We start from the raw sequence: 12,898 nt of genomic DNA on the forward strand, positions 1-12,898 counted from the left end.
TCCGGGGCGGACCGTGCGCTCAGCCGACCCCTGAGCGCACGCTGAGGGTGCGCGCCAAGGCATCTCATGCGGGGCGTGCGAGGGCGTACCGGTGCTCCGGGCGCCCGGTGGATCCGTAGCGCAGTCGGACGTCGACGAGCCCGCGCGTGGCCAGTGCCGCGAGGTGCCGCTGCGCCGTCGCTCGCGAGATGCCGACGCGATCGGCGACCTCGGCCGCCGAGGCCTCGTCCGTCCCGAGGCCCTCGAGGACGAGCTGCTCCGTGGCCGACCGTGAGACGCTCGCGGGCTCGCCGCCGCCGTGCATGATCGCGAGCGCTCTGTCGATCTGCTCCTGAGCGAGCGGTCGATCGGTGCCGAGGACGTTGCGCATCCGCGCGTAGCGGTCGAGCAGCGCCGCGAGCGCGCGCGCCTCGAACGGCTTGGCGAGATAGCCGAACGCTCCGGCGCGCAGCGCCCGACGGACGGTCGCGGCATCCGTCGCCGCCGACAGCACGAAGGCGTCGACCTCGGCGGACGCGACGAACTCGATGCCGTCGCCGTCGGGCAGGTACGCGTCGACGAGCAGCAGGTCGGGCGCGTGCGCGCGCACCGCCTGCCGTGCCGCGCCGAGCGTTCGTGCCGGCTCCAGCGCCGCGAAGCCCGGTCGGGCCGCGACGATGTCGTGGTGCAGCCCGGCGACGCGGAAGTCGTCGTCGATGACCAGCACGCGGATCGGGTCGCTCATGGTGTGTGCTCCGTCTTGTCCTGTCGCAGCGCGCCGGGGATCCGCGCGCCGAACACCGCTCCTCGCCCGTCGCCACCGCCGTCGATGAGCCACACGTCGCCGCCGACGCGCCGCGCCAGCTCCCGCGAGAGGGGCAGGCCGAAACCGCGGCCGTGCACCCTCCCCGCGTCGTCCTCCGTGTCGCCCGACTGCTCGGCACCGCGCTGGAACGGGTCGAGCCCCGGCCGGATGCCGCCGCCCGAGTCCGAGACGGCGATCACGAGTTCGTCGGCATCGCCCAGCAGCGCCACCTCGACCCACGCGGGCGCGTCGCCCGACACGGCAGCGACGACGGCGTTGTCGAGCAGATTGCCGAGGATCGCGGCGACGTCCTCGACCGCAGAGAGCGTGCCGATCACGAGCGTGTCGTCCGACACGCGCAAGGCGACCCCGCGCTCGCCGGCCGCGATCGACTTCGCCCCCAGGAGGGACTGCAGCAGCGGGTCGGGCACACGTTCGATGCCGGCGACCGCGAAGTCGACCGAGCCCCGGTCGAGCAGGTCGCCGAGGAAGGCCCGGGCATCGGGTACGCGCTGCGCGTCGAGCAGGCCGGCCGCGACGTGCAGCCGGTTCGCGAACTCATGGCGCTGCACGCGCAGCGCCTCGGTCATCGCGCCGACGGTCTCGAGCCTGCTCGCCAGCGCCTCGAGGTCGGTGCGATCGCGCACCACGACCACCTCGCCGAGCGGGCGGGCCCCGTGCGAGACCGGCCGGGCGTCAAGGTACAGCACGCGGTCGCCCACCACGACGCCGTTCGCGGCAGCGCCGGACCGCAGTCCCTCCAGCACCTCAACCGGAAGGCCGAGCCGATCGATCGGGCGCCCCACGGGATCGTCGAGGCGCAGCATCCGCTCGGCCGCACTGTTGCAGACGCGGACGATGCCGTCGGGGTCCAGCGCGATCACGCCGTCGTCCACGCCATCGAGCACCGCCGCCTGATTCTGCACCAGCGCCACGAGCTCTTCGGGCTGCAGGCCGAGCGTCAGGCGCTCGAAGCGGCGGCGCAGGAGCAGCGTGGCGAGCGTCGCGAGACCGAGCGCGGCGGCGACGGCGATGACGATGCTCACCAGGAGGGCGGGCAGGTCGTCGAAGACGCTCGCCCGCTCGAAGCCGACGCTCACCTCGCCGACGGGGGCGGCTGCGGTGCCCGGCGGATAGACGGGCACCTTGGCGCGCGCGGACTCGCCGAGCGTTCCGGTCTCCCAGTCCACGACCTCGTTGCCCTCCAGCACCTCCTCGAACGGCGTCGACACGACCTGCCCGAGCAGCTCCGCGTTCGGATGGGCGAGACGTATCCCGTGGTCGTCGGTGATCACGACGAACAGCGCGTCCGTGCGGCCGGCCACACCGGCGGCGAGGCGATCCAGGTCGCCGCCGCGGAGGGCCGCGGCATCCGGTGTCCCGGGATCCGCCGAGAACTCCGCCACGAGGGCCCGCACCTCCGGGTCCTCGGCGACGGTCCGGGCGATGTTGAGAGCGGATGCCTCGGACTCCGCGCGCAGCTGGCGCACACCCAGCCAGCCGAACGCCGTGGCGCATACCGCCAGCACCGCGGCGACCGTGATCAGCTGCACGAGGAGCAGGCGCGTGGCGAATCGCACGGCCACCTCCTCGCTGCCCGAGCCACCTGAGCACAATGAGCAGAACCAAGGCTACGCGCACAACCCGCCGGAATGCGAGCAAGCGCGCGCCGGGCCGCGGGTGGCTCCTAATGTCGCACGGACGCACCGATGGATGCGCACCGACGACGAAGGAGTCGACATGCACACGGCAACACCGATTCTGCGGGCGGCCGCGGACGAGGCCGAGGCCTACGCCACCGCCTTCATCCCGCCCGAGTGGGTGCTCGTCGCCCTCGGGTTCACCATGGTCCTCGTGTTCATGGCGCTGATCATGACGCGGCGACTGACCCCGATGGTGGCGCTGATCCTCGTGCCGACCGTCTTCGGACTCTTCGCCGGCGCGGGCCTCGGCCTCGGCGACATGATCATCGACGCGATCGCCACCATGGCGCCCACGGCCGCACTCCTGATGTTCGCGATCATGTACTTCGGCATCATGATCGACGTCGGGCTGTTCGACCCGCTGATCCGGGTCATCACGCGCCTCCTCGGCGACGACCCCGCGAAGGTCGTGCTCGGCACGGCGATCCTCGCCGGCGCGGTGTCGCTCGACGGCGACGGATCGACCACCTTCATCATCACGACGTCGGCGATGCTGCCGATCTACCTGCGCCTGGGCATGAGCCCCGTCGTGCTGACGTGCGTCGCCGGGCTCATGAACGGCACGCTCAACATCGTGCCGTGGGGCGGTCCCACGGTGCGGGCCGCCACCGCGCTCGGGCTTCAGCCGACCGACATCTTCGTGCCGATGCTCCCGTCCCTCGCCGCGGGCCTCGTGATCGCCCTGACGTTCGCGTGGTTCCTCGGCCTGGGTGAGCGCCGCCGCATCGGCCAGCTCGACGCCGTCGGCGTCGAGGGTGGCGGGGGAGTGCTCGCCGCCCCGGCGATGTTCCGAGGCGCGGACGCCAAGCCGGGTGCGCGTGCCTCTCTCCGGACGGGCAACCTCCTGACCGTCGCCGGCGGCCGCCGCGGCGTGCCCGCGGCCACCGCGCTCGTCGACCGCGAGGACACCGCGATGGCCGACACGATGCTCGACCCCGACCGCGCGACGCTTCGTCCGAAGCTCATCTGGGTCAACCTCGCGCTCACGATCGCGGTGATGGCGCTGCTGATCGCCGACGTCTTCCCGCTGGCGTACGTCTTCATGGTCGGCGCGGCGGTCGCGCTCGTGGTGAACTTCCCGAAGCTCAAGGGCCAGGCCGACGAGATCGTGGCCCACGCGCCGAGCATCGTCGGCGTCGTGTCGATGGTGCTCGCCGCGGGCGTGCTGGTCGGCGTGCTCAACGGCACGGGCATGGTCGACGCCATGGCGACGTGGATCACCACGGTGATCCCCGAGTCGCTCGGCCCCTTCCTCGCCGTGATCACGGGCATCCTGTCGATCCCGTTCACGTTCTTCATGTCGAACGACGCGTTCTACTACGGCATCCTGCCGGTGCTCGCCCAGAGCGCCGCCCACTTCGGGATCGAGCCGGTCGAGATGGCCCGGGCATCCATCACCGGTCAGCCCGTGCATCTGCAGAGCCCGCTCGTTCCGGCGATCCTGCTCCTGGTGTCGCTGGCGAGCGTGAACCTCGGCGACCATCACAAGAAGGTGCTGTGGCGCGCCTGCGTCGTGTCGCTCGCGATGCTCGCGGTCGGCGTGCTCGTCGGAGCCATCCCCTTCATGGCCTGACCGGATCTCGGGAGACGGGCCGGGCTGGTTGCCCGGCCCGTCTCCTGCGCGTGTGCCGGGCGGGAGAATGGCTGCATGCGCATCGTCGTGCTCACCGGCGCCGGCATCTCGGCCGAGAGCGGGGTCCCGACCTTCCGCGACGCCGACGGCCTGTGGGAAGGGCACAGCATCGAGGACGTCGCGACGCCCGAGGGATTCGAGCGCGACCCCGATGCCGTGCAGCGCTTCTACGACCTCCGCCGGAGGGCGCTGAGCCGGGTCCGGCCGAATGCGGCGCACCTCGCGCTCGCGCGGCTCGAACGAGCCCTCGACGACGACCTGCTCATCGTCACGCAGAACGTCGACGACCTTCACGAGCGGGCGGGCACGCGTCGGCTCATCCACATGCACGGCGAGCTGCGTCGCGCGCTGTGCGGGTGGTGCGGCGCCCGGCCGGCGTGGGACGACGACCTCGAACCGCGGCCGCCGTGTCCGGTCTGCGGAGAGCGGATGCTGCGCCCCGACGTCGTGTGGTTCGGCGAGATGCCGTACGAGCTCGATCGCATCGAGCAGGCCGTCGTCGCCTGCGACGTCTTCGTCTCGGTGGGGACGTCGGGTGCGGTGTACCCGGCCGCGGGTTATGTCGCGCTCGCCGCGGCCTTCGGTGCGCGCACGGTGGAGCTCAACCTCGAGCCGAGCGACGCGATCATCCCGTTCGACGACGCGCGCGCCGGCCGCGCGGGCGACCTCGTGCCGGTCTGGGTCGACGAGGTGCTCGCCGCCGCCGCCGCTGAGCGGGGGACGCGAAAGGCGCCGGAGCGGTGATCGCCCCGGCGCCTTTCCGAACCCTGCGCTACGTTCGCACGCCGCCGGAGCGGATGCGCGAGAGCGCGTCGACGGTGGCGGCCAGGATCAGCACGCCGCCGGTGACGAGCAGGTTGATGCCGGCCGGCAGGTTGAGCAGGCCGAGGCCGTTGGTGATCACGGCGATCACCAGCGCGCCGATGGCGGCGTGCATGAGCCGGCCGCGTCCGCCGAAGAGGCTGACACCGCCGACGACCGCTGCCGCCACACCGCTCAGCACGATGTCGCGTCCGACGGTGGCGTCGACGGAGCCGACCCGTGACACGCTCAGCAGCGCGGAGAACACCGCGAGGCTCGAGCAGATTACGAAGGCCCACCACTTGATCCACCGCACCTTGACGCCCGACCGGCGCGCGGCCTCGGCGTTGCCGCCGATGGCGTACAGGTAGCGGCCGAACCGCGTGCGGTCGAGGACGAACGTGCCGATCCAGAGGATCACCAGCACGATCGGAACCACGTTCGGCACGCCCTGGACGGCGTTGAGCCCCTGGCCGCGGTCCTGGTTGAGGATGAAGACGACGATGCCGCCGAGCACGGCGATCACGCCGAGCTTGATGAAGACCAGCGAGATCGCCCGGTTGGGCACGCCGGCCCGGGCGCGGCGCGCGCGGTCCCAGAACGCCGTGCCGGCCGAGACGGCGAGCATGATCAGCAGCATCGCCCAGCCGGCCCAGACGGGCAGGTTGCCGTTCTGCAGCGCGATGAGCTCGGGCACCTCGACGCGGAACAGTCCGCCCGGGCCGATGACGACGAGGGCGAGGCCCTGCAGCCCGAGGAACAGACCCAGCGTCACGACGAACGACGGGATGCCGACCCTCGCGACGAAGAAGCCTATGAGCGCGCCGATGAAGAAGCCGAAGCCGAACCCGATCAGCAGCGCCAGCGGCCAGGGGACGCCGAACTGCGCATTGAGGACGACGAACAGCGCCATGCCCACGCCGCCGGTGACGCCGGCGGACAGGTCGATCTCGCCGAGGAGGAGCACGAACACCAGCGCCATGCCGAGCACCACGAGCGTCGCGGCCTGGTTGAGCAGGTTGGCGAAGTTGCGCTCGGTGAGGAAGAACGGGCTCATCACGGAGAACAGGATGCTCAGCACCACGAGGCCGCCGACGGCGGGGAGTGCTCCCATGTCGCCGCTGCGGACGCGCTGCCACCAGGCCTGCACCTGGTCGCCGAGGCCGCCTTCGACGCCGCTGCCGATCAGGTCGCTGGCGAGCGGATCGGGTGCGGCTTCCGTGCGGGTGTTGCTGCTCATTCCGCCCCTCCCTCGGTGCGAAGCGTGGATGTGTTGATGATCTCGACGCCGCCGAGCGTCTTCGTGCCCGTGATGTAGCCGACGACGTCGTCGCGGGTGGTCTCGGACGTGGGGATCTGCGCGACCATCTGGCCGAGGTAGAGCACCGCGATGTCGTCGGCGACCTGGAACACGTCGACGAGGTTGTGGCTGATGAGCACGACGGCGACGCCCTGCTCCTTGAGGCGGTGGACGAGGTTCAGCACCTGCTCCGTCTGTGCGACTCCGAGCGCGGCGGTCGGCTCGTCGAGGATGACCACGCGCGCCTTCTTGAGCACTGCGCGGGCGATGGCGACCGTCTGCCGCTGGCCGCCCGACAGGGACGACACCTTCTGGCGCACCGACTTCACGGTGCGCACCGACAGCGAGCGCAGCGTGTCGGACGCGTCCTTCTCCATGCGGCCCTCGTCGAACGTGCCGGTCGAGAGCTCTTCCCGCCCGAGGAACATGTTCTGCACGATGTCGAGGTTGTCGCACAGTGCGAGATCCTGATACACCACCTCGATGCCGAGGTGGGCGGCATCCCGCGGCGCGTGCAGGTCGCGGTGCTGTCCGTCGATGAGGACTTCGCCCTCGTCGTAGGGCTGCACGCCCGCGAGACCCTTGATGAGCGTGGACTTTCCGGCGCCGTTGTCGCCCACGAGGGCGGTCACCCTGCCGGGGTACACCTTGAGGTCGACGCCCTTGAGGACGCTGACCGGACCGAACGACTTCTTGACGCCGACCAACTGGATGATCGGCTCTGGGGCTGTGATCGTCTCTGACATACTCGCTTCCTTGCAGAATGTCGGTACGAGCGCACGGAGGGCGCCGCGCCATGATGACGCGACGCCCTCGCGGCTCTGACCGATAACTTACTCGGCGGGGACTCCGAACTCCTCGCAGGCGTCGATGACATCCGGGGTGCAGACGTCGTCGTAGGCCGCGTCGCCGGCGGCGATGACGTCCTTGACCTCGTTCGGGCCGACCAGGATGGGCGTGACCTGGATGTACGGCGTGCCGTCCTCCAGCTCGGCACCGGCGTCGGGGGTCTCGCCCTTCAGCAGCGCCACGGCCGTGTCGACGGCTGCCTCGGCCTCATCCTTGACCGGCTTGTAGACGGTGGCCGTCTGCCAGCCGAGCAGGATGTTCTGCAGTCCGGCGACGTTCGCGTCCTGGCCCGACACGGCAACACCCTCGAGGTTGTTGTCCTGGAGGACCTTGATCACGCCGGCCGCGTTGGTGTCGTTCGCGGCCCAGACGCCGTCGACCTGACCGCCGAGGCCCGTGAGAGCCTGCTCGAAGTTGGTCTGCGACTTGGCCTGGTCCCAGACGCCCTGCGGCTCGGCGGCGGGCGTGATGCCTGCGGCCTCCATGACCTCGACAGCGCCTTCCTTGAACATCGCGGCATTGCCGTCGGTGGGGTCGCCGCCCATGTAGACGACGGTGGCCTCTGCCGGGTCGACGCCGGCGGTCTCGAGCCCGTCGAGGACCGTCTGGCCCTCCATGCGGCCGACCTCGACGTTGTCGAACGACACGTAGTAGTCGGCGCCCGTGAAGGGGCGGTCGTACGCGATGACCGGGATGCCTTCGGCCTTCGCGTCGGCGGCGACGCCCTCGGCTGCTCCCTGGTAGTCCACCAGGAGCATGACGCCACAGCCCTGCGTGAGCTGCTGCTCGGCGATCGTCGCGTACTTGGCGACATCACCCTGCGCGTTCTGGATGTCGACCTCGAAGCCTGCGCCCTCCAGGCCCTCCTGGAGGTACTTGCGGTCGAAGTTCTCCCAGCGCGGTGAGGACGCCGCGTCGGGGAGGATCACGCAGGCGCGGCCGGCCTCGGCATCGCCGCCGCCCTCGCTCGGGGTCCCACCGGTGCCGCCGGCACAGCCGGAGAGCATCACCGCGGCTGCGCCCGTGAAGGCGGCCACGGCGAGGAGTGAAGACTTCTTCATCTTTTGCCTTTCGTCATTGAAGGTCGCGAGCCCAGGAGCATCTCTGCTTCGCTTCGCGCTTGATGAGATCCTTTCCCGAACGGTTCTTGTCGTCAAGTCTTGAACGTAACGCTTTGGCAACGCCCGTCCGGCGATCGATCGGGGTCCGTGCGACCGAGAGTCTCCGGCGCCGCGAACGCGCATAGTGCGCAGTATTCTCACGGAGAACCGCCATAGCGCGCAATAGCGAACGCGCGACCATCATCGTTCTGCGGGTGAGCGTTTGCCCAATGAACAGAGCGCGATCAGGCGCGACCGGTGGCAGCCCGGGTGCGACGAGAGATCGAGTCGACGATGACCGCCAGGACGAGGACGACGCCGGTGATCATGAACTGCACGGACGAGTCGAAGCTGAGGAGCGTCAGGCCGGAGGAGATCGACTGGATGACGATGATCCCGAGCAGCGCCGAGAACGCCGAGCCGCGGCCGCCGAACAGGCTCGCGCCGCCGATCACGGCGGCGGCGATGGCGTTGAGGTTGGTGTCGCCTGCTCCCGAGCTCTGGTTGGCCGAGCCCAGGCGCGCGGCCGCCAGGATGCCGCCCACCGCGGCCAGGGTCGAGCACAGCATGAACACCGAGAGGTAGATGCGGTCCACGCGGATCCCGGCTCGCCGCGCCGCCTCGACCGACCCGCCGACGGCGTAGACAGCCCGGCCCCAGCGCGTGCGCGTCAGCAGGAAGTTCATCACGACCACGAGCGCCAGGAAGAGCAGGAACATGGCCCCGACGCCGCGGTCCAGGTTGAGGTACCAGGTCGCCGCGACCAGGAAGACGAGCAGTGTGCCCGTTCGCACGCCGATCTCGAGATAGCTCTGGCTCGCGAGGTTCGCGGCCGCCCGCCGCCGTGCCCGTCGCACCAGCGTCCAGGCGAAGGCGCCGACGGACAGCACCACGACCGCGTACGACGCCCACGGCGGCAGGTACGCCTGCTGCGCGAACTGGACGATCCACGAGTCGTAGGGGATCGCGATGGACCCGGTGTCGCCGAGCACCCACAGCTGGAGCCCGAGGAACCCCAGCAGCCCGGCGAGCGTGATGACGAAGCTCGGCACGCCGAAGCGGGTGAAGAGATAGCCGTAGAGCAGGCCGACGAGACAGCCGATGGCGACGGCCGCGGCCAGCGCGAGGATCAGCGGCCACTGCAGCTGCACGAACGAGACCGCGAGCACGGCGGCAGCCAGTCCCGACACCGAGCCGACGGACAGGTCGATCTCGCCGAGCAGCAGGAGGAGGACGACGCCGAGCGCGATCGTGCCGATCGCCGCGCACTGCATCGTGAGGAGGACGAGGTTCTCGCTCGAGAGGAAGACCGGGTTGAGGAGCTGGAACACGGTCCAGATGACGACGAGCCCCACGGCGACGGGGAGCGAGCCCAGATCGCCGCCGCGGACCCGGGACACCAGCAGCGACACGGCTGCGCGGACGCCGCCGGCGCTGAACAGCCCCTCGTCGGGGAGTTCGTCCGTGAGCGCGCGCTCGTCTCTGCCGACGGTCATGCGCGCGGCTTGCCCGTGCTGTCGGAGCGCCGGGCGCCCCCGGAGGGCATGCGGGTGATCTTGGCGTCTCGCTGCTCGGGTGCAGCGTCCGCGAGGCTGTCGGGCTGCTCGACCGGCCGCTCGGCCGCCCGGCGCGTGACCGAGTTGTCGGCGGCGCCGGTGATGGCGGCGATGAGGGTCTCGCTCGTGACATCGGCCACGTTGTACACCCCGTTGTTGCGCCCGAGCCGCAGCACGACGACGCGGTCGGCGACAGCCATCACGTCGGCCATGTTGTGACTGATGAGGATGACGCCGTGCCCACGTTCGCGGAGGCGCTCGATGAGGTTCAGCACCTCGGCGGTCTGCGCCACGCCGAGCGCCGCGGTGGGCTCGTCGAGGATGACGATCCGGGGATCGCCGATCAGCGACCGGGCGATCGCGACCGTCTGTCGCTGACCGCCGGAGAGAGAGGCCACCGGGATCCGCACCGACGGGATCTTCGCCGAGAGCTCGCGCAGCAGGCTCCAGGTGCGCTGCTCCATGTCGACCTCGTTGAGGGTCGTGCCCTCGACGAGCTCGCGGCCCAGCCACAGGTTGGCGACCACATCGAGGTTGTCGCACAGCGCCAGGTCCTGGAAGATCGTCGCGATCCCGAGGTCCTGCGCGTCGGCGGGGCTCTCGATCTCGACCAGCTCGCCGTCGAAGTCGATCGTCCCCGCGTCGGGCGCGTGCACGCCGGCGAGCACCTTCACCAGGGTCGACTTGCCCGCGCCGTTGTCGCCGACGAGTGCGACGACCTCGCCCTCGTTCACCCAGAACTCGACGTCGGTCAGCGCCTTGACGGCGCCGAAGTGCTTGCCGATGCCGTGCATCGTCAGCACGCGGTTGCGGGCGCGCCCGGCTCGCGGCTGTGTGATCGGCGTTCTCGTCATGTCCTCTTCCCTGCCAAGGTCAGGACCCTACCCGATGCCCGCCGCCGCGCACGCATCGGCGTAGGCCGGAGTGCAGATGTCCTCGATCGTCCAGAAGCCGTCCGCCACCACGGTCTCCACGATGTTGTCGACGGTGACCGCGACGGGGTCCAGGAGCGTGGTGGGCGTTCCGTCGATCTCCATGGGCGCCGTCACCTCGTCACCGTTGAGAAGGGCCACGGCGACCTCGGCGGCGAGCTCCGCCTGCGGCTGGATCGCCTTGTACACGGTCATGTACTGGTCGCCGGTGAGAATGCGCTGGATGGCGGAGAGCTCGGCATCCTGACCCGTCACGACCGGATGCTCCTCGGCGTTCGCCGCCTTGAACGCCGCGATCGCGCCGCTGGCCGTGCCGTCGTTGGCCGCATAGACGCCGACGATGTCGTCGCCGAACTGCGCGATCTGGCCGGCCACCCAGGTCTGCGCCTTGTCGGGGCTCCAGTCCGGTGTCGCGAACTCCGCGAGGACGTCGAGGTCGGTCGCGTCGAGCACGCGGTGGGCGCCCTCGGCGAAGCTCGTGGCGTTGCTGTCGGTGGGCGAGCCGTTGACCATCAGGATGCCTCCGCGCCCGTGACCGCGCGCCTCGAGCTCCTCGGCGAACGCCTCGGCCTGCAGCTCGCCGACCTTCTCGTTGTCGAAGGACACGTAGTAGGCCAGGTCGCCGCCCGCCACGAGCCGGTCGTACGAGATGACGGGGACGTCCTGCGCGTTCGCGGCCGCCACGATGGTGATCGCGGCTTGCACGTCGACGGGGTCGAGCACGAGCACGCCCGCGCCCGCCGCGAGCGCGGACTCCGCCTGCTGCTGCTGCTTCTGGGCGTCCTGGTCGGCGTTGGAGTACAGCACGCGGTAGTCGCCCAACTCGGTCATGCGCGCTTCGAAGAACGGGCGATCGAACGTCTCGTACCGGGCCGTCTTCGCGTCGGGGAGGAGGAGCGCCACGGTGCCGTCGGTGCCGGATGCGGCGCCCGGTCCCGTGCACGCGGTGAGCGCGGCGGCGGCGAGGGCGGTCGCGGCGACCGCTGCAGCGGTCCGTGGGAGGAGGCGTCGAAGCGACGCGGAGAGCGACATCGGGTATCTACGCCGAGAACGGGAGTGCTTGTGCGTCCACCGTCACATGCTCGAGGGCGATCGCGATCGCCCCGCGGGTCTCGGCCCACTCGCCGAACGAGGCCTCCACGATCTCAGGGAGGCCCGCGGCGCTCGACAGCGCGGTGCGCTCGAGCGAGTGGCGCATCGGCGCCATCAGGATCTCGCCGGCCTGGGCGAGCTCGCCGCCCACGACGATGAGCTCGGGGTCGAACAGATTGCAGAGGCTCGCGGCGGCGATGCCGATGTGGCGGCCGGCGTCCGCGATCACGCGGCGCGAGCTTCCGTCGCCGTCTTCGGCCGCCTGCAGCAGATCGCCCAGCCGCTGCATGCCGTCCGCCGGAGGGAACAGCGACAGCAGCGCCGGTCCGCCGGCATACGTCTCGAGGCATCCGCGGTTGCTGCAGCGGCAGATGGGCCCGTTCTCGTCGATCGTGACGTGCCCGATCTGACCGGCCTTGCCGTTGACGCCGCGGAACAGGTCGCCGCCGACGATGAGGCCCGCGCTGATCGTGTGGCCGACGCGGATGAAGACCGACGACGAGGCGGTGCGGCCGTTGCCCTCGCGGGCCTCGGCGAGTCCGCCGAGGTTGGCCTCGCTGTCGACGTAGACGGGGCGGCCGATGCGGTCGGAGAGGCTCGCCGCGACATCGACGCCCTCCCATCCGCGCAGCAGCCCCGGGGTGGACACCATGCCGGTGCGGGGGTCGATGGGGGCGGGCAGGGCCAGGCCGACGGCGAGGAGATCGGACAGCGCGCCGCCGAGGGACTCCATCATGTCGCCGAGCAGGAGGCTGAGCCGGTCGAGCTCGGCGTCGAGGCGGTGGTCGAGAGCGAGCGGGAGCGAGGTCTGCGCGATGATCGTGCGGGTCGCATCGGCGATGGCGATGTGCAGCTGCCGCGAGCTGAAGTGCACGCCGGCGACGAGCCCGAGCTGGCGGGCGAGCGAGACGAGGGTGGCGCGGCGACCGCTGCGGGACGTGAACGACGTGTGCAGCAGCCCGGAGGCCGTCAGCTCCTTGACGATGTTCGACACCGTGGCGGGGGAGAGGCCCGTGCTCCCGGCGAGCTCGACCTGCGTCAGCCGGCCGTGTCGCTTGAGGGACTCCACCAGGCGCGCGCGATTGGCCTCGCGGAGCGAGGTCTGCGACCCCGGCGGGGGATTACGGCGTGCCACGTTCCACACTGTA

10 protein-coding genes and 1 pseudogene are annotated in these 12,898 nt (G+C 70.8%); 2 read left to right on the top strand and 9 right to left on the bottom strand.

Annotated features, from left to right (window positions below):
• Positions 1 to 64 precede the first annotated feature (64 nt).
• Positions 65 to 724, bottom strand: coding sequence for a response regulator (locus SOM19_RS15950; RefSeq protein ID WP_320487568.1), 660 nt, complete (start codon positions 722 to 724; stop codon positions 65 to 67).
• The gene (locus tag SOM19_RS15955) at positions 721 to 2,364 is read right to left on the bottom strand and encodes a sensor histidine kinase (RefSeq protein WP_320487569.1); all 1,644 of its coding nucleotides are present in this window, start codon (positions 2,362 to 2,364) and stop codon (positions 721 to 723) included. The genes SOM19_RS15950 and SOM19_RS15955 overlap by 4 nt, the downstream gene beginning before the upstream one ends.
• Positions 2,365 to 2,524: 160 nt before the next feature.
• Between SOM19_RS15955 and SOM19_RS15960 the strand changes: the two genes are divergently transcribed.
• Together SOM19_RS15960 and SOM19_RS15965 are read left to right on the top strand one after the other, a co-directional pair.
• Positions 2,525 to 4,060, top strand: coding sequence for a CitMHS family transporter (locus SOM19_RS15960; protein WP_320487570.1), 1,536 nt, complete (start codon positions 2,525 to 2,527; stop codon positions 4,058 to 4,060).
• Positions 4,061 to 4,135: 75 nt separating this feature from the next.
• Positions 4,136 to 4,864: an NAD-dependent deacylase gene (locus SOM19_RS15965; protein WP_320487571.1), complete on the top strand. Its 729-nt coding sequence runs from the start codon at positions 4,136 to 4,138 to the stop codon at positions 4,862 to 4,864.
• Positions 4,865 to 4,892: 28 nt separating this feature from the next.
• Here the strand turns inward: SOM19_RS15965 and SOM19_RS15970 are convergent, their stop codons facing one another.
• From SOM19_RS15970 to SOM19_RS16000, 7 genes and pseudogenes are all read right to left on the bottom strand, one after another.
• On the bottom strand, positions 4,893 to 6,161 hold the full coding sequence (locus SOM19_RS15970) for a sugar ABC transporter permease (RefSeq protein ID WP_320487572.1): 1,269 nt from the start codon (positions 6,159 to 6,161) through the stop codon (positions 4,893 to 4,895).
• The gene (locus SOM19_RS15975) at positions 6,158 to 6,967 is read right to left on the bottom strand and encodes an ATP-binding cassette domain-containing protein (protein ID WP_320487573.1); all 810 of its coding nucleotides are present in this window, start codon (positions 6,965 to 6,967) and stop codon (positions 6,158 to 6,160) included. Before SOM19_RS15975 ends, SOM19_RS15970 begins: the two co-directional genes overlap by 4 nt.
• Positions 6,968 to 7,054: 87 nt before the next feature.
• Entirely contained in the window at positions 7,055 to 8,131 is a 1,077-nt protein-coding gene (locus SOM19_RS15980; protein ID WP_320487574.1) for a sugar ABC transporter substrate-binding protein, read from the bottom strand.
• Positions 8,132 to 8,415: 284 nt separating this feature from the next.
• Positions 8,416 to 9,666, bottom strand: a complete 1,251-nt coding sequence (locus SOM19_RS15985; RefSeq protein WP_320487575.1) for a sugar ABC transporter permease — start codon at positions 9,664 to 9,666, stop codon at positions 8,416 to 8,418.
• Positions 9,663 to 10,496, bottom strand: a pseudogene (locus SOM19_RS15990) (ATP-binding cassette domain-containing protein); the annotation flags it as partial. The gene SOM19_RS15985 and the pseudogene SOM19_RS15990, both read right to left, overlap by 4 nt.
• 111 nt (positions 10,497 to 10,607) lie before the next feature.
• Positions 10,608 to 11,690 carry a sugar ABC transporter substrate-binding protein gene (locus tag SOM19_RS15995; RefSeq protein ID WP_320487577.1) on the bottom strand — a complete coding sequence of 361 codons (1,083 nt, stop codon included), beginning with the start codon at positions 11,688 to 11,690 and terminating at the stop codon, positions 10,608 to 10,610.
• A 7-nt stretch (positions 11,691 to 11,697) separates the two neighbouring features.
• The gene (locus tag SOM19_RS16000) at positions 11,698 to 12,885 is read right to left on the bottom strand and encodes an ROK family transcriptional regulator (protein WP_320487578.1); all 1,188 of its coding nucleotides are present in this window, start codon (positions 12,883 to 12,885) and stop codon (positions 11,698 to 11,700) included.
• Positions 12,886 to 12,898 lie beyond the last annotated feature (13 nt).

Source organism: Microbacterium sp. CFBP9034, assembly GCF_034045255.1.
GTDB lineage: Bacteria > Actinomycetota > Actinomycetes > Actinomycetales > Microbacteriaceae > Microbacterium.

Bases quoted from the DNA above. Each gene is read 5' to 3' on its own strand.
- SOM19_RS15950 (WP_320487568.1), bottom strand. From the start codon at position 724: ATGAGCGACCCGATCCGCGTGCTGGTCATCGACGACGACTTCCGCGTC.
- SOM19_RS15960 (WP_320487570.1), top strand. From the start codon at position 2,525: ATGCACACGGCAACACCGATTCTGCGGGCGGCCGCGGACGAGGCCGAG.
- SOM19_RS15965 (WP_320487571.1), top strand. From the start codon at position 4,136: ATGCGCATCGTCGTGCTCACCGGCGCCGGCATCTCGGCCGAGAGCGGG.
- SOM19_RS15970 (WP_320487572.1), bottom strand. From the start codon at position 6,161: ATGAGCAGCAACACCCGCACGGAAGCCGCACCCGATCCGCTCGCCAGC.
- SOM19_RS15975 (WP_320487573.1), bottom strand. From the start codon at position 6,967: ATGTCAGAGACGATCACAGCCCCAGAGCCGATCATCCAGTTGGTCGGC.
- SOM19_RS15980 (WP_320487574.1), bottom strand. From the start codon at position 8,131: ATGAAGAAGTCTTCACTCCTCGCCGTGGCCGCCTTCACGGGCGCAGCC.
- SOM19_RS15985 (WP_320487575.1), bottom strand. From the start codon at position 9,666: ATGACCGTCGGCAGAGACGAGCGCGCGCTCACGGACGAACTCCCCGAC.
- SOM19_RS15995 (WP_320487577.1), bottom strand. From the start codon at position 11,690: ATGTCGCTCTCCGCGTCGCTTCGACGCCTCCTCCCACGGACCGCTGCA.